This is a genomic window from Paenibacillus sp. FSL H8-0079, assembly GCF_037991315.1.
Taxonomy (GTDB): domain Bacteria; phylum Bacillota; class Bacilli; order Paenibacillales; family Paenibacillaceae; genus Paenibacillus.
The window spans coordinates 2,297,257-2,314,502 of record NZ_CP150300.1 but is presented as its reverse complement, the minus strand read 5'-3'; the positions used below and the strand labels follow the sequence as shown (position 1 = coordinate 2,314,502).

The 17,246-nt window shown below is 48.0% G+C and carries 11 protein-coding genes; 3 read left to right on the top strand and 8 right to left on the bottom strand.

The genetic code is table 11. The annotated features are described in order from the left end of the window. Positions 1-42: 42 nt before the first annotated feature. From MHI06_RS10535 to MHI06_RS10505, 7 genes are all read right to left on the bottom strand, one after another. Positions 43-1,626, bottom strand: coding sequence for a helix-turn-helix domain-containing protein (locus tag MHI06_RS10535; RefSeq protein ID WP_340401426.1), 1,584 nt, complete (start codon positions 1,624-1,626; stop codon positions 43-45). Beyond that, positions 1,623-3,404 carry a sensor histidine kinase gene (locus MHI06_RS10530; protein ID WP_340401425.1) on the bottom strand — a complete coding sequence of 594 codons (1,782 nt, stop codon included), beginning with the start codon at positions 3,402-3,404 and terminating at the stop codon, positions 1,623-1,625. The genes MHI06_RS10535 and MHI06_RS10530 overlap by 4 nt, the downstream gene beginning before the upstream one ends. A gap of 30 nt (positions 3,405-3,434) precedes the next feature. Further along, the gene (locus MHI06_RS10525; protein ID WP_340401424.1) at positions 3,435-4,310 is read right to left on the bottom strand and encodes a carbohydrate ABC transporter permease; all 876 of its coding nucleotides are present in this window, start codon (positions 4,308-4,310) and stop codon (positions 3,435-3,437) included. Positions 4,311-4,325: 15 nt separating this feature from the next. Then, positions 4,326-5,207: a sugar ABC transporter permease gene (locus tag MHI06_RS10520; RefSeq protein WP_062833683.1), complete on the bottom strand. Its 882-nt coding sequence runs from the start codon at positions 5,205-5,207 to the stop codon at positions 4,326-4,328. Between the two features lie 101 nt (positions 5,208-5,308). Then, positions 5,309-6,622 carry an extracellular solute-binding protein gene (locus tag MHI06_RS10515; protein WP_340401423.1) on the bottom strand — a complete coding sequence of 438 codons (1,314 nt, stop codon included), beginning with the start codon at positions 6,620-6,622 and terminating at the stop codon, positions 5,309-5,311. 258 nt (positions 6,623-6,880) lie between these two features. Then, entirely contained in the window at positions 6,881-8,965 is a 2,085-nt protein-coding gene (locus tag MHI06_RS10510) for an acyltransferase family protein (protein WP_340401421.1), read from the bottom strand. Positions 8,966-9,630: 665 nt separating this feature from the next. Then, positions 9,631-12,270 (bottom strand): adenosylcobalamin-dependent ribonucleoside-diphosphate reductase, encoded by a 2,640-nt coding sequence (locus MHI06_RS10505; protein ID WP_340401420.1) that lies wholly within the window; start codon positions 12,268-12,270, stop codon positions 9,631-9,633. Between the two features lie 463 nt (positions 12,271-12,733). Here MHI06_RS10505 and MHI06_RS10500 point away from each other — a divergent pair, with 463 nt between their 5' ends. The 3 genes from MHI06_RS10500 (at position 12,734) to MHI06_RS10490 (ending at position 16,851) form a co-directional block, all read left to right on the top strand. Further along, positions 12,734-14,494, top strand: a complete 1,761-nt coding sequence (locus MHI06_RS10500; RefSeq protein ID WP_340401419.1) for an SNF2-related protein — start codon at positions 12,734-12,736, stop codon at positions 14,492-14,494. Between the two features lie 3 nt (positions 14,495-14,497). Beyond that, the gene (locus MHI06_RS10495; protein WP_340401418.1) at positions 14,498-15,691 is read left to right on the top strand and encodes a YqhG family protein; all 1,194 of its coding nucleotides are present in this window, start codon (positions 14,498-14,500) and stop codon (positions 15,689-15,691) included. Positions 15,692-15,894: 203 nt separating this feature from the next. Next, a complete protein-coding gene (locus MHI06_RS10490; RefSeq protein ID WP_340401417.1) occupies positions 15,895-16,851 on the top strand; it encodes a hypothetical protein in 957 nt (318 codons plus the stop codon). A gap of 101 nt (positions 16,852-16,952) precedes the next feature. Here the strand turns inward: MHI06_RS10490 and MHI06_RS10485 are convergent, their stop codons facing one another. Beyond that, complete coding sequence (locus tag MHI06_RS10485) at positions 16,953-17,171, bottom strand: YqzE family protein (RefSeq protein WP_340016556.1); 219 nt, start codon at positions 17,169-17,171, stop codon at positions 16,953-16,955. Between the last annotated feature and the right edge of the window lie 75 nt (positions 17,172-17,246).

Here is a 17,246-nt window from a genome sequence, read left to right as displayed (position 1 = left end):
CGTTTGCAGAAATACAAAATATGTTTCGTAATCCGCTCACTTCTAACTTCCGGAAGGCTTGAACGACAATGCCTCCTCGCGATATTCACTCGGGGTCTTGCCCGTATGTTTTTTGAACAGCCTGCTAAAATACTTTACGTCTTCATAGCCGCTGATGGCAGCGACTTCACTGACCTTCGCTGGAGACACCGCGAGCATATCCATCGCTCTTCGTATACGCATATCGGTGACAAAATCACCGAAGGTCACACCCATTTCTTTTTTAAAGAGTTCACTGAGATGACCTGGATGCAAATGAACATGTCCGGCTACCTGCTGTAAATTAATATCCTGCGCCAATGAAGATTCAATATAACCAATGGCCTTTTGCACATGTGCAGCCTGTCCCTGACCCATTCGGCTATGATAGGCATGCATCAGACCATACAGATGATGGAACAGCATATCCCCGAGTTCCACAGCGTCTGCATCCGGTTCTGGCAGCCAAGGTTCGAGCCTTGCAGATTCTTCACGTCCTATAGCTCTCATCGTGCGGGTCAGCCAGCGATGGCCTGCAATAACCGCAGAGTGTAGACAAGCACTGAACGATTCTGGCGTGACTTCCGGTTCTTCCATAAGATTAGCCACAAGTTCTCGCGTCCATGTCGTTAACGTGACCGAATCATTATCCAGCAGCAACGTGCCAAGTGTGGTCTCCTCTTCGTGCGTAAGAACGGTTTTACCACCTTGACGATCTTGAACATGCTCATAATGCCATATTTTATAATCCATCAAACCTCGATATCGGAATGCAGTTGAAGCAGTTCTATAGCTCTCGTGCAGATCTGCAGATCCACGAACAGGCAGACCTATCGCTGCGCGCAGGGTGCACTTCAATAATTGCTCCACCCGACTTAATGCACTCTCCAGCCTGAACGGATACTCCTGTTCAACAGGTGGCCATGAGACTACACAGATAATTTGCTGTTTCTCTACATGAGCAATGGCACCAGGTAGCACATCCTCCAGGGTATTCTGCACCGCAAATCGTAATAGTGCATCTGAGGATCGATCCCAGCCCTCTGCTCGAAGAACCATGACTTGTCTGAGCATCTGTGCATCATCCAGACCATCAACCGCTGTTTTTAGAACATCCGTCTGCAAAAATGAAGGACAAAGTCCAGATGCGATATCACCATCAATGATCCATCCTGCAAACAGCCTCTCTCGGTTCTCCCGCATAAGCTTTCCCTCTCTGGATTTCTCTGCCCACCGTTCTGTGATTCGCTGTTTGGCCTGTAACACAGTCTTGATAATCTCTTCCGGCTTGCTTGTTTTGAGCAGATAATCCGTAACACCTTGGCGAATCGCCTGCTGGGCATAAGAAAAGTCATCGTATCCGGATAAAATAATGACTTCCAGCTCAGGTAGCAGACGCAGACCTTCTTCTGCCAGTTCCAGTCCTGATCTGCCTGTCATCCGGATATCCGTCATCAGGATATGTGGGCGTTCCTCAGCCATACGTGTTAACGCCTCCTCTGCCGAGGCAGCAGGTTGAAGAAGCTCAATTCCGAGTTCATGCCAAGCGATGACGCTGGCAAGCCCTGTACGAATAATCACTTCATCATCAACAATTAATAGTCTCATGGCGATCCCTCCAAGATTGGAATGGAAAACGAAATCCGGGTACCTCCACCAATCCGGCTGTCCACTTCGAGCTGTGCATCCGGTCCATAATGTAGCAACAGTCTCTCATTGACATTGCAGAGTCCATAACCTCCTTGGTTTAGGTGTCTTTCCGGCTGTTTTCCTTTCCATTCCCTAATGCTTATCCTTAATTGCTCCAGCCTGTTCGGCTCCATGCCGACACCATCATCCAGCACCAGCACATTCATATGTTCATTATTCGAACCCTTTCGAATCATAACGGTGATCGTGCCCATGCCCGCTTTGGGCTGAATGCCATGAATCATCGCGTTCTCAACGAGCGGTTGCAGCAACAGCTTCAACATCATTCGCTGCTCAAGCGCTGGATCTACGATATAATGCAAGACGAATTGATCCGGGAAACGAATCGACTGCACACGCACATAATGACGGATATGAGCAATCTCCTGTTCCACAGGACAGTAATCCTGACCATTATTCAAACTGATGCGCAGAAAATCACTCAGGCCCTCCACCATATCCGCAATTCTCTTCTCTTCAGACATCAGGGCAATCCAGTGAATCGAAGAAAGGGTGTTATACAGAAAGTGCGGGTTAATCTGCGCCTGAAGCACTCGGAGATCTGCTTCTTTTTTGCGAGCTTCACCACGAATAACCTCTTCCTTCAACAACTGAATATGTGCACCGAGCAGATTGTAACTCTCCCCCAGCCTGCCGATCTCGTCATCACTTTCAGACCGAAACAGAGGAAGAGGGCGTTCCGGATCAATTCGGGACAGATGCCGGGTAAGTACACGAAGCGGCCTCGTCACACGGCGCACGGTAAACCAGACCAGTCCAGCACTGATTGCAGCAGACATGGCAACGGCGCATCCGGTCAGAATAAGGATATACCGATTTTCGGACTTGTACTGGTCGTATGGAACAGCTCCAACCAACGTCCAGCCCGTCAGTTCTTCGGGATAATAGAGCAATGTCCGTTTATCCTCACCACTGCCATACGTGGTTGTCCCGCTACCAACATTTTGAATTAACGGTGTGACCCCTGGTTCGACATCCTCCAGTTTAAGTCCAAGCCGGGATTTGTCCATGGAAGACAAGATCTCTCCCGAACTGCCGATGAGTTCCAGTCTGCCTTGCCCTCTACCCAATCCCAGAGCAGCCCATCCTTTGGATATGGCCTTCTCATCCAGACTGATCGCCAGCCATCCGATAGGTCGATAATCATGGATACTACGGATCGGTCGAACCAATGTGATCACATTTTGTATACCTGCATAATTCTGAACCGGATATACTCCAGTCCATTTTTTCACCGCTTCTCCGCTCGGTACAGGTGGATAAGATAAGCTTGAATTATTGGATTCATACCAGGTAGCCGTAGACAATGTGGCATCGAATCGGCTTGGATATATGGCGATGTTCGCAATATACTTCTTGGAAGCCGCCAGATTGGTCATCCTGCCCAGGATATCCACCCGGTCTAGCTCATGATCTTCATTGTGGCTAAGATACTGCTGGATGTCCCGTTCTCCAATCAGGAAAATAGACAGGTTCTCGGCATCCTGCAACATATAACGGAGATTTGCTTCTACCTGTTTCAGCGTATCCATGCCGGAAAGCTTTGTTTTTTGTTCTGTGATGCGGGAAGAGATCAGAAAGGCGAACAGGCCCAAGGCCAGCAATGGCACAATCATTGAAGCCGTCACGACGACCGATAGCTTCCTTTGTAACGAAGATGTGAGCCAACGTGCCAAACGTTTCTCCTCCTCCGGATGCGCTTTCGCTTACCCTTTGACTGCTCCGGCAGTCATACCTTTCATAACCTGTTCCTGGAATATAAGATACAGAATAATCGTTGGAATGACCGACAGGGTCATGGCAGCAAGCGTTAATCCGTAATCCGTCTGGTATCCATCTGCAAAGTTCGCAATCGCCAGCGGTAGCGTTTTCAATCCAGTTTTGTTGATGAACACAAGCGCAAATGAAAAGTCATTCCACGCATGCAGGAAACTCAGGATCGTAACCGTCGACAACGCAGGCACAGACATGGGCAGCATGATTCGGGTAAATAGCCCCCATAGTCCTGTTCCATCAATAAAAGCCGCCTCTTCAATGTCACGTGGAACACTCGTTAGATAGGCAGTAAGCACGAAAATAGCCGTAGGCAAGGCAAAGGCCGTATACGGTAAAATTAATGCCCAGTACGTATTCAACAGGGACATCTGTTTCATCAGAATAAATAAAGGGACAAGCGTACTATGAATCGGAATGAGCATGCCTACGACAAAGAAAGTCATGATTAACCCTTTCCAGCGAAACTGGAAGCGGGCCAGGATGAATGAAGCAAGCGCTGCAATAAACAGCGTCAGAATTAATGATCCGACCGATACAATGAGTGAATTGCCAAAAGCGGTCCCTAGCTTGGAGCTTTCCCATGCATTGCTAAAATTGGCTACGTTCCAGTTTTCCGGCAATCCAAAAGGCCTGCTATAGAAATCTTCATTCGTTTTGAACGCACTAATCACGAGCCAGTAGAACGGATACAATGTTAAAATACCATAGACCGTCAGCAGCGTCCAAACAATTCCGCTGCGAAGACGTCGAATGGGATGATCCGAGCCACTTCGTGGTGATGGTATGGTTACAGGTGTTGCGCGCATGTCAGTTCCCCCTCTCTAATGGTTCTCTTTTCGTTTGCGACTGGTTACCCACTGGCTTGTTCCGATCAGCAGAAGCGAGATCAGTACGATGGTTGTCGAGATGGCACTTCCGAAGCCATAACGGTATGTGGTAAAAGTGGAATTGTACATATACGTAGCGAGTAGTTCTGTTGCATGCGCCGGACCACCCTTGGTCATGATGTAGACCAGATCGAATGATTTGAGGCTACCCGAAATACATAGAATGATCGCAACCTGAACCGTTCCCCAGATCATGGGCAAAGAGACCGAGACCAGCTTCCGAATTCCTGAAGCACCGTCTATTTTGGCAGCATCATGAATCTCGCCAGGAATATTTTGCAGAGCTGAGATAAAGATAATCAGATACAACCCGACAAAGCTCCAGAGCAGCGGCGGTACCAACGAGAATATCGCGATTTTGTCATCGGATAGCCATTGCAGCTTCCAACTCTCCAGCCCCAGTGCATCCAGCAAAAAGTTCAATATCCCGATCTGTGGATGATAGATATACTGCCAAATCATACCGATGACCACCGTGGATAACACCATTGGCAGAAATACGGCTGAGCGCAAAAACCGCTGTAATGGATTGCTTTTGTGTAAGATGACTGCCAACATCAGCGCTAACGGAATTTGCCCAAATACAGATGCCAGCACAAAAATAACGTTATTTTTCAGTGCCCGCCAAAATACAGGATCATGCCAGATCTCAATGTAATTATCCACACCAATATATTTGGATGCCCCAATGCCGGACCAATTGAAGAACCCGTAGTACGCTGACCACACGACCGGTACAAATACAAACAATGCATAAATGATGACTGCCGGGGCCAGCCCCAGCATAATAAAACGTCGACTTCGCAGTGCGTTCATCTGTTCACTTCCCCTCCCTGAATGCCTTTCCCAACTTGCAACTGACTATCTCAGCCATACCTAAAACCCCTCCCCTGCCGGGAAGGGGTTCTGACGAATCGTTACTGACTAACAGCATTGGCTTGAGCCGCCTGAATCTTAGCCGCAATGTCTTCGGCCTTGCCGCCCATAAGCAACTCTTGCAATGCATTATTAATAACCTCAACCGTTGCCGATCCCAGCTTGGAATCGTATACCGGTGTGATCTTCACTTCCTGCATCAGATCATATAATTCAACGAACAATGGATGTGCCTTGGTTTTGTCCAGATCAATCTTGTAACTCACCAATGTGCTACTATCCAATGTGGCCTTCTGACCGTCAGGTCCTGCCAGTGCGTAGAACAACTCCATCGCTGCCTCTTTTTGTGCACCGCTCAGCTTCTTACTTACACCCAACCCGGTTCCCACAACACCAGATGTTGTTCTTGGTTCACCCTGACCTCCGTCCACTGGAGGAAGAATCGTAATATGGGTGTTATTCAACACTTCTTCAGGTGCATTGTTCACCAGGTTCGCCAAGGCCCATCCGCCGTTCATGACCATGGCTGCCTTACCTTGGAAATAAAGCTGCATCATCTGTGTCTCGTCAATACTGTTGAATCCATCCTGGAATGCTTTGATGTTGCCAAGCTCCTGCATCTTGTTCAAGGCTTCAACAAATTGTGGATCGGTAAAGCTTGCACCCTCTTGTGCTGCCGCTTTCAGGAACCAGTCTGTGCCGGTGATCCGGTCAGCCAGTGTACTGAATATTGTCGATTGCGCTACCCAGTTGGCCTTGTTACCAAGCGCCATGGGAATGACTTTATTTTGATTAAATGTGGCGATCGCCTGTTCCAATTCCGCCCACGTCTCAGGTACTTTCACGTTGTACTGTTTGAAAAGTGCTTCGTTATAATAAATGAAGGAACTTGGTGCCAGATTCATAGGCACGGAGTAGATGTTCCCGTCCAGGGTATATCCATCCAGTGCATTCGGGATAAAGTTATCTTTCCACTCCGGCTTCGCGTCCAGCTCTGCATTAATGGGCTGTAACAGGTCACCTTTTACGAATTCCTTCGTCATGGCATCCGGCCACATCACGAACAGATCTGGCATCTCGTTGGCAGCTGCCACCGTGCGAAGCCGGGTTTTGAGACCATCTGTTGGCAAGCCTTCATCCACAACTTCAATGTCTGGATGCGCCGCGCGAAAATCTTCAATAATTTGGCGCATTGCAACCGCCTTTGCATCCTGTCCGGTCCAGTTGTGCCAGAGTGTGACGGTTACTTTGTCATTGCCGCTGCCTCCTTCTGAAGTGTCCCCACCAGCACAGCCAGCAAGAATAATGGAGAACAACGCTATTGCCAGGAAACCCGAAAGCCATTTTTTCAACATCTCTATAATCCCCCTCGGCGATTTGAATACACTTATTGTAAATGGTAACGCTATCATACCGTAAGGTGACGATCCACGGATGCAGGGGTGAAAAATATCGGTTCCCCTATTTGGAACTTACTTTGTTGACTTACTGTTCGTAACATATAAAAAGAGCTCTCACCATTGAGAGCTCTTTCTTGTTGCAGCCATCGGCAGCTTACACCCAGGCCATATATAATGTATAAGTGCTAATTCTTATTGAAGATGGATTAGTGATTATTGAATACTGTTCTTCACCAGTTCTGCAAAAGCTTCCGATCCTTGCGTAGTGAGATGCACGCCGTCTTTTTCGAAATATTCGTCATGTCCTTCACTTGCACTGTTCCAGTCAATCAGCGAGACATTACTGTATTTGGATGCAGCCTCATTCAAAGCCCTGTTCACCGTTCGTTCCCACGGACGAGGTACGCGCACAGTAACCAGATATACATGATCCTCATCCTTCAGATAATCAAGCACAGCATTCAAGTTTTTGGAGTTAAAAGAACCATTTGTTCCAAGCTCCAGCACCACTTTGCTGCCCATTTGGTTGTTTCGCTTCAAGCCTTCCAATACATCGGCAGCCTGCCACATCTGACGGCCGACATGTCCGTCCACATGCACTCCCGATATACTCTGCTCCAGATACGGTTTAGCATCCAAAATCACGGAATCTCCAATGACCGTATAATGAACCTTGCCGTCTTCGGCAGGAGGAGCCGTGTCTTCATCTTCCTGAGATGAATCAGGTGCATCATCTGTACCATCGGATTGGTTCACTCCAGCGTCGTCCGGAGCCTCATTCTCGTTAGTCACGGAGTCATCAGACGTCTTGTCATCAGACTGACCATCCTTGCCCGAATTTGCTGAAGCGTTCTGGTCGTCAGGTTTCGATTCTGGAGTAGACTCTCCTGTCGGCTTCTCATTTTCCCCCGAATCATCTTTTGTTCCTGCTTCCGGTTTATGGCTATGAGCATCGTTCTTTTGGCCAGAGCCTGACGTCGCTGTAATCGCTGGTACAACATCCTGTCCCTGTTCCTCTGCTACGGAATTCTCTCCATTCAATGTGTTGGACATTGATACCGAATGGGAGTCAGAATTCGCTGCATGGGAGACCATCATCTGAGTTACCGTATAAGACAACAGCAGAATCGTCATCAACAGACCTGCCCGCTTCCACCACACATTACGTATACCGATCGATGACCGTCCTCTTCCCCATAAACGGGACCAAGAATCACGGAACCCGTTGTACCGGATCGGGTTTTCAATATATTTAAGAGACAATGAGGCCAGTACAACCGTTGCAGCAACCTGTAAAATGATTCGCACAGGATGTGCTCCTCCCGTATCCACCGCGGGATTCGTTAAAATAATGACAGGATAATGCCACAGATATAATCCGTAGGATCGCTCTCCGATCCAGCGTAGTGGCTTCGCTCCAATAATACGTGCCAGGAAAGACGATGGGTGAGCCAACACGGCTACTAGCAACGTCGTTGCGATAGCCTGAAGCACCATGCCCCCTTGATATAGAAACGGATCATATTCACTGCTATTCAGCATCATATAGATCAATAAAGCGAGCGCAGCCAGTCCCGACACATCGAGCACAAGCCGGTTCATGCCAGGCAGAGAGTTCGACAGCTTGCGACTAGGCCACACCACCGCAAGAGCAGCACCTGCCAGCAGTGCGAATGCTCGCGTGTCTGTTCCATAATATACACGACTCGGGTCCAGATCCGGATTATACATGATGGCCATTGCGCCAGCAGACAATTCAGCTGCGACAACAATGAAGACGACCAGCCATCCCTTTCTTTTGAACACTACAATTGCTGCGATCAGTAGAAGAGGCCATAAGAGGTAAAATTGCTCTTCCACAGCCAGTGACCAGAAATGTCCAAAGGGTGATGGCGGGCCGAAACTTTCGAAATAGGAAACGTTGTGAAAGATATACCACCAATTACTTATGTATAATACACCCGATACGATATCACCACGAAGCGCAGCGAGCCGGGATGGGTCTGAACAGGCTAGCCAGATCATCACCACAGCTGTCATGGTCAGCATGCCTGGAAGCAGACGCCTTACTCGCCTTGCCCAGAAATCACCGAGAGAAATGCGTCCATGTTCCTGCCACTGTGACACGAGAATATCTGTGATCAAATATCCCGAGAGAACAAAGAATATCCCTACACCGAGCAGTCCGCCCGGAATAAAATCCAAATTCAGATGATACGCGATTACCGCAAGTACAGCGATGGCTCGCAAGCCATCCAGTCCGTTCATATGTCGCTTGTTATTAGGCGATTGTGACATGCATGCCCCTCCTTGTTACTGTGAGTCAACAACATCGGTGTTGGGGGCATAAAGGAACTCCTGATCGTTCTGGTTGTCATTAACATACGTATTGCACCTTCCATCTTTCATTTACAACATAAGAACAGCTTCTGATCGAAGCCCTATCCGATGATGCTACATTCTGGGTGAATTCTATAATCTTAAAGAAGACGATTCGCCTGTCCATTAAGTTTTAATCATTACGACATTCTTTATATTAATCGTGGGTTCACGTTTAGCATTATACGCTCGAAATAAGCCTCATACTTTACAGTAATAGTTACAAACGATTAAACCGATGTAACCTTTCCTGCCAGCTCATACAGCTGTAAAATCATACTCTAATTTTGTCGTTAAATATAGTACTTTTCATCGAGTGGCTAAAATTACCTGACCCGCTTGCGCAAACCAGCATACCCACGCACACATCCATTGAAACAATTGAATTCATAGCAAAAGGCCGCCGACTTGCTCAGCAGCCAATATCCATTATAAACCTATGTCAGACCGGATTGAAAGTTTTGCTCATAATTGCTTCTTCTTGCCTAGGACCCAAGTTAGTTAGCTAAATCACAAAAAGGCATTCCTGACTTCATGATGGAGTCATGGAACGCCTTTTCTCTTTTACTTTTTTCAAAAGATATTTAATTGCATTTACTGTACCCACAGTTGCTGCATGTTTTGCAACCTTCCACATTCATCAGGGATGCCGAGCCGCATGAAGGACATAAATCTCTCGATTCGGTAAAGGTTTTCTGATCCTCCACTTTTGGATACGTGCTCTCCACTTGATTCTGTTCTTGTAATGCTCCAGTTTCATTCTCCTGCACATCGCTCTGTACATGACTTTCCAATGCTTTGGCGACTGCATCTGCAATCGACTCCACCCGATTGGCACCGAAGCCGATCGCTCCCGAACCGCCAATACCCTTGAGATGTTTGATCAACAGTTCAACCTTGTGCCCGTGATCTCCGTATCGCAGAAACAGGGAGCATACCCGACCGAGTGCCTCAGCCATCGCGAACACATCCGATCCTGCTTTGCCCACGTTCAGGAAAATTTCACCCGGGGTTCCCTCCAGATCATTGATCGTAATGTAAGCCATACCGAATGGCGTATTGATTTTGTATGTCGCACCGCGCAGTACCTGAGGACGGCTTCTATATTGTTTATCCAACACTTTAGCAGACGGAGAGGTTTGATCGGAAGAAAGAGCCCCACCATCAACCTCGCTAGTGAAAGATCCAACACCTGCCTGCCCTCCGATATTATTCGGGTTATCTATTGCAGATACGACATTCTTCTCTCCTGCTTCCACCGTGTTCTCATCTTCGATCTTGGTCTCTTCCTTCTTCGACGTGGACAACACCTGCACATCCCTGCTACCATCGCGGTATATCGTTACTCCCTTGCAGCCAAGATCGAAGGCTAATTCGTACAGCTCAGCTGTATCCTCCACTGTAAAATCAGCCGGACAGTTGGCCGTCTTTGAGATTGAGCTATCCACCCATTGCTGGATCGCAGCCTGCACCCGGATGTGATTCTCAGCCGACAGATCCATCGCCGTCACATAATAGTCTGGTAATGCTTCACCCGGATGTTCATCCAGCCAATCTTGCGCAATCGGTACGAACTGTTCATCATAACCTAGACGGCTTTGACGAAAATACTTGAAGGCGAAATACGGCTCAATACCTGTGGAGGTGCCCACCATCGTACCTGTACTTCCCGTTGGCGCCTGTGTAATCAGTGTGACATTTCGAATGCCCTGTTTACGAATGGCCTCTCCCACTTCAGGGTACGTCGCAACCATGTTTTTCATGAATCCACTCTGTAAATACGGTTCAGCTTCGAAAGCTGGGAAAGCTCCCTTCTCTGCTGCAATCTCTGCCGATGCCAGATAGGCCTCCTTCGCCATGAATCCATACAGTTTATCCAGAAATGCAAGAGATTCAGGACTGCCGTATCGAATACGCAGCTTAATCATCAGCTCTGCCAGTCCCATCGTGCCAAGCCCCACCCGGCGTTCACGCTGCTGATTCAGTCTGTTTTCCTCAAAATGATACGGTGTTGCATCGATGACATTGTCCAAAAATCTAGCCGAGATCCGAGTGGTTTCCGCCAGTTCATCCCATGCCACATCATGATTCGTCTCATCGTAGAATTTGGACAGATTGATCGCTGACAGATTACATACACCCCAACCAGGCAGGCCTTGTTCCCCGCACGGATTAGTACAGATGATCGGATTGAAGTACCAGCTGTTGGACATCTGGTTGTAGTACTCCATGAATACCACACCAGGCTCTGCCGATTTCCAGGCTGATTCAATAATGGAATGCCAGATTTCGCGAGCCTTCAGTGTACGATAGTGCACGACCGAATGACCTGCCGCTTTCCACTGCTGCATATCCCCATTCCACTCGGTGTCATAGTCCGGATCGTTCGTATCAGGGAACACCAAATCCCAATCTCCGTCCTGCTTGACAGCCTCCATAAATGCGTTGCTCACACATACAGACAGATTGGCATTGGTCACCTGCCCCATCGTTTGTTTCACGGTAATAAAATCAAGCACATCCGGATGCCAGTCATTCATCATGAGCATGAGCGCACCCCGGCGGCTTCCACCCTGTTCAATCAGTCCAGTCGTATAACTGAACAATCCGCCCCACGATACGGAACCGCTGGATGATCCGTTGACACCTTTCACCACCGCTCGGCGAGGACGCAAAGAGGACAAATTAATGCCAACACCTCCCCCACGTGCCATAATCTCCGTCATCTCGGTCAAGGTTCTCATAATGCCACTCCGACTGTCTTGCGGAGACGGAATGACATAACAATTGAAGAGTGTCAGCTCATCGCTTGCTCCCGCACCCGCAGCAATGCGGCCTCCGGGTACTAACTTCCAATCTTCCAACACAGAGCGGAACTTGGACTCCCACGTTGCCCGCTGATCGGCTGTGGATTCGACAGAAGCCATCGCTTTGGCAAGACGGTTCCACATCTCTTCCGGAGTTTTTTCTATGTTGAGTGTCAATTTCTCCACGTTTGTCTCGATGATCTCTCCGCTTCGAGTCCTTACCTTTACAAGCTGACCCTTACGTTCTATGATTTCGCCCACTTCCTTGGTTGGGAACTTGGGATCATCCTTCGTTAATACCAATACAACATCCCCGACCTTGGCATGATTCGAATCAGCGTCCTTCCAGGCGTATCGGTCCAGAAATATTTTTTCGCTGAGTCCTTCTAATTGGTACGATCGTTGGTTCGATTTCATCGCAACGTTCAACCTCCCCGGAATAAAGCTCCTTTTTCACTATACAACTAAAATATGATGAAACACCACATATAGTGATATGAATTAAGTATATTACACCATATATTGATTTTCCATGCGACTTTTATCATAGTCCATCTTCATAGATTCCCCATGCTCGGACAAGCTTCTTGTAAATAAACTGTAGTTCACATTGGTTCAACTAAACTTTTTACACAAGAACGGAGAGGACAGAAATAATCTGAAGAAGCGAAGCGTTCGCCTTTATCCCCGGGTTTTCCCCCTTTGGACAAGGGAATCAAAAAAATCTGGGGATAACAGCGATCGGAAGGTTATTCTGTCATCGGAGTGACAAGTGTAAATATTCCTTATTTGAACTTACATAGTTATGAACTGACTCTCATTCGTCCATACTATTACCTACGAATAAAACGTCATCACGTATGGCAGGGGAGGAAACACCATGAACCGGAAAAACCCGCACCACACGAATCAACCTGTAGCTGAGCTGCCCGTTCCGTTGGAATTTGATCGGAGCTGGATCAATCAGTTGGAATCACGACTGGATAAAGGAGGTCCTTGGGGGGATTACCGCCTCTTTCAACTCGGTATTCAAGCCGAAGAGACCAACTTGATTCCCAATTTTGACGAGATCCAATGTCTCAAGCATCTACAAGGCCTCACTCCACTCCCTCACCAGATGGACACTGCACGCAGAGTATTATTTGAAATGTCAGGCCGGGCCATTCTTGCCGATGAGGTGGGTCTTGGCAAAACCATTGAAGCCGGTCTCATTCTGAAAGAATATATGGTTCGGGGTCTCGTATCCAAGGTACTCATTCTCGTACCAGCGTCTCTTGTGCTGCAATGGGTACGGGAGTTGAATTCGAAATTCGGCATCCCTGCCATTGCCCAGAAAAAGGCCTATTCCTGGCAGAATGAAGTGGTTGTTGCTTCCATGGATACAGCCAAACGTGATCCGCATAAAGATATGCTGCTGAATACCGATTACGACATGATTATTATTGATGAGGCTCATAAGCTCAAAAACAAGAAAACAACCAACTATCAATTCATGCTGAAATTGCGCAAAAAGTATTGTCTGCTGCTCACAGCTACACCTGTGCAGAACGATATGAGTGAGTTGTTCAATCTGATCAACCTGCTGAAGCCGGGTCAACTAGGTCGTCAGGGTGATTTTGCAGCCAACTTTGTCGTTGACAAACGGGTTCCGAAAAATCAGGAGCAGCTTAAGAACGAGTTATCCAAAGTCATGATTCGTAACCGCCGCGGCGAAGGCCCCGTCCAATTTACCAAACGGAACGTCTCCAATGTGAATCTGCAACTGTCGCCCGAAGAACAGGCGCTATATGATGGCGTGACTTCCTTTGTTAAAGACCAGTACCAGGAAGCCGGCGGCAACTTGAGCAGCATGCTTTCCCTTGTTACATTACAGCGGGAAGTGTGCAGCAGTCGGGATGCTGTATTCGTAACACTGGTTAATCTGTCGAAGAAACTTCCGCTGGACTCTCCCCTTCGGGACAAAATTTGGGAACTCGTTGCCCATATTAAAGCGATCAAGGAGAATACCAAAGCGGAGAAAACGATGGAACTGGTTCGGAACATGAATGAAAAAGTAATTATCTTCACCGAATACCGGGCCACGCAGGAGTATCTGCTGAACTATTTCCGCAACAACGGGCTTACGGCTGTCCCCTATCGGGGTGGCATGAATCGGGGCAAAAAAGACTGGATGATGGACCTCTTCCGCGGACGTGTGCAGGCCATGATTGCAACCGAAGCGGGTGGCGAGGGCATTAATCTGCAATTTTGCCATCATATGATCAACTTCGATCTGCCTTGGAACCCCATGCGGGTAGAGCAGCGAATCGGTCGGGTGCATCGGCTGGGACAGCAGAATGACGTGAACATTTTCAACCTGTCCACAACCGGAACCATCGAGGAACATATTTTGAATCTGCTGCATGAGAAGATCAATATGTTCGAGATGGTGATCGGCGGGCTGGATGTCATTCTGGAACGGCTGGAGAAGAAGGAGTCTATTGAGAAAAGTTTGTACAAAATCATGCTTGAATCACAAAATGAAGAAGATATTCGCCGCAAAGTGGATTCACTTGGGCAATCGCTGAGCTCCATTCAGCGTGAAGTCGCGGATGAGGGCCCTGCTGTGTCCGGGTTGGATCTTCGCAAAGGAGGTAGCTGACCCATGACCATGTCCCCCCATGAAGTGCAGGCTTATGTTCTCACCTATCTGGAATCACTGGATTGTCAGATTATGGAGCGTTCCCCTGCCCATGTGACGGTCAAACTCTCGCCTGAGGCGGACAAAGCGTTGACGAACCGCCCCTATTATTGGGGGTTTGTGGAGCGAACCGGAGCACCAGCTGAGACCATGTCTTTCACATTTATATTCGATCCTGACAACTATCAGCAGGCCATTGAAGCAGCAGAAGCCAAAGCAGCGCAATCATCACCTCCGGTTGTACCTGACCCTGCGGGAACGAATGGCGTAACCAACGGGAATACTCCAGGTGAGCCACCGAAGGATACCATTCTGGGGCGTTACTTCGGCATCACGCCATCTCTGCCCCAGCTGGGGCCAGGACGTATATTGCGTGAAGATGTGGTGTACGGCAGTCGCAGACTACAACAGATTTTCGGCGCAGCCCGTGAAGGCGGTGCCTTCGTGAATCTGTTCGAACAAGCAGCCAAACGGCAATTGCGCGCTACAGCGCCAGCCGTATATGAGCCTTGGCTCGGTGTCTGTTTCAAGGTGGAATTCGCCTGTGACTTGAAACGGGAGGAACTGCATTTTCTCGGCATCTCCCTTCGCTCAGGTGAAATTATAGAGAAATTCGGCACCAAGCTGAATCGACGTGACCTCAGTCCGAGGCTTGCAGAGAACATGCATGTGCAGACAGCTAAAGTTTCGTTATCCGATGCCGGAGCTGCTTTGGAAACTCATTTGACGAACCGCTTGCAAAAACTCGATTACAGCTGGGCAGAGAAAGCCCAAGAGCGACTTGATCTGGAGCTGGATGTGTTGGACACATACTATGAAGCGGTACTCCGGGAAGATATGCCTGAAGTAGAGTTAACGGATAACTTAACCTCCGGCACGGAGACTGGTCATTCTGATCGCACGACACCTGTACCAATGAGACCCGTTATTGGAATAACTAACGCTGAACCCATTGGAGCAGATGTAGAACTTGCAGCAGAGGCCGCAGTACAGATCGATACCGAGACAGATGCCGAAGAAGAGAAAGCGAAACAGGCGGTTATCGATCGTGAAGCCATGAAACTGCAATATGAGACCCGCCGATCCGAGATGATCTGGCAATATGAACCCAAAGTGAAAGTGACTGCAATTAATAGCGGCATGTTTCACTTAAGATAGACGAAGACACTACTTTTCCTGCAAATGCTGGCAAAAGTAGTGTTTATTTATGATCAGACGCCCGACAGGTTGCAGCAACCTTTGCATAGCCTGTCCCCTAGAATGAAATTAGGACCACTCAGGCAATGGATAATGGAAAAGAAGGTGTTAACTTGAAACGATTCTTTCATATGCGATGGAACAGCGTTCGGAGAACAACTTGTATGACCTTGGGCGTACTCGGTTGTGTTGCCCTTTTCTCCTTTTGGTCGATTGCAAATGCTGAACAACAAAAAAATACCTCACTCGTGCTCGCATCATCAACAGGGGACAGTCCCGAACATCTTGCCTTTGAGAATGACAAATTAGCTCCTGCTGCTGTACAACGGTTTGCAGAGCAACAAGTTGTTGCACTTGGTACGGCTAACGCCGAAGCACATTGGAAGAACGCCGAACTGGACTTCTACCCTCTGGGTCCGGGTACACATAGCTGGCTCGTGCAAGCTGAGTTCGAAGGCAAACCGATCGGATATATGATTATTACCGCCACAGAACAGGGACAGCTGCTGCTTAGTGAATATGGTCAAGGAGAATCCTCACCGTACAACAATGAACTTCTTGGACAAGTCTTGGATCGACAACATGTCAACCTTGAGATGTTACTTGCTAGCGGAGGAGAGCTTCATCTTCGTTATGCTCTTCCCCTGCTGGCTTATTGGAAAGTCGAACAACTGAATCATCCCGCACTTTATATTGATGCTACGAACGGAGATGTATTACCATCAGAGTTCCTGAACCAGCTAGAGGCTGACTCCAAACAGGTCTCTGCCAGCATAACTGATTTATCCACAACTTCAGCTTTATCAGTCGATCAGCTGCATCTGCGACCTGTCTTCAATCCAGCTGACAACCTCATATGGATTACGTCCAAGCCTGTTGCTACTGACCGTGTACAAGATGTGATACAGCATGAAAAGAATCAAGAGATTGTTTTCTCAGCAGATGATCGTAATGTCTTATATGGCGGTCCTTTGCCGGTTAGCGGTTATCAGGTATGGCATAGAGATCAGGATTCAGAGTCCATTCCGTATGTAGCAATTGGTGGAAATACGTCCATTCAACGTTTTGTGCCTTTGAGCACATTGCAACAAGATGGTCATTTTTACATCGTGGAGCCTTGATTATAAACTCATATGACACAACAAATAAGACGCCTTCCCATATTTCAAAGGGACTGCGTCTTTCTTTTGGTTTTACATCAGCGAAATCAGGTTAGCGGTAGTCACCCTTTGCCCGAAGAACTTCGTTTATGAGGCTGTGACTCCAACGCTTTTTCCTTTTTCCCCACCCACAGGGATACAGCAAACGGAATCATACCGAACCATTTCATTGCCCACGGCTCTTTCTTTTTGGCGCGACCTTTCCGCTCATCCTTGGGTGTATCGATATAATGAACAACACGCTGCGTAATGTATTTTACCAACTCATCACTTTTGGCCATAACCTCTGCCTCCTCCGCTCCTGCTCAATCACGGAGCTTACGATAGTTCTATTGTGTGCAGGATGTGCAATGGTT

What these genes read in the sequence shown, in the direction of transcription:
- MHI06_RS10535 (WP_340401426.1), bottom strand. Translation starts at nt 1,626, where the DNA reads ATGAGACTATTAATTGTTGATGATGAAGTGATTATTCGTACAGGGCTT.
- MHI06_RS10525 (WP_340401424.1), bottom strand. Translation starts at nt 4,310, where the DNA reads ATGCGCGCAACACCTGTAACCATACCATCACCACGAAGTGGCTCGGAT.
- MHI06_RS10520 (WP_062833683.1), bottom strand. Translation starts at nt 5,207, where the DNA reads ATGAACGCACTGCGAAGTCGACGTTTTATTATGCTGGGGCTGGCCCCG.
- MHI06_RS10515 (WP_340401423.1), bottom strand. Translation starts at nt 6,622, where the DNA reads ATGTTGAAAAAATGGCTTTCGGGTTTCCTGGCAATAGCGTTGTTCTCC.
- MHI06_RS10510 (WP_340401421.1), bottom strand. Translation starts at nt 8,965, where the DNA reads ATGTCACAATCGCCTAATAACAAGCGACATATGAACGGACTGGATGGC.
- MHI06_RS10505 (WP_340401420.1), bottom strand. Translation starts at nt 12,270, where the DNA reads ATGAAATCGAACCAACGATCGTACCAATTAGAAGGACTCAGCGAAAAA.
- MHI06_RS10500 (WP_340401419.1), top strand. Translation starts at nt 12,734, where the DNA reads ATGAACCGGAAAAACCCGCACCACACGAATCAACCTGTAGCTGAGCTG.
- MHI06_RS10495 (WP_340401418.1), top strand. Translation starts at nt 14,498, where the DNA reads ATGACCATGTCCCCCCATGAAGTGCAGGCTTATGTTCTCACCTATCTG.
- MHI06_RS10490 (WP_340401417.1), top strand. Translation starts at nt 15,895, where the DNA reads ATGACCTTGGGCGTACTCGGTTGTGTTGCCCTTTTCTCCTTTTGGTCG.
- MHI06_RS10485 (WP_340016556.1), bottom strand. Translation starts at nt 17,171, where the DNA reads ATGGCCAAAAGTGATGAGTTGGTAAAATACATTACGCAGCGTGTTGTT.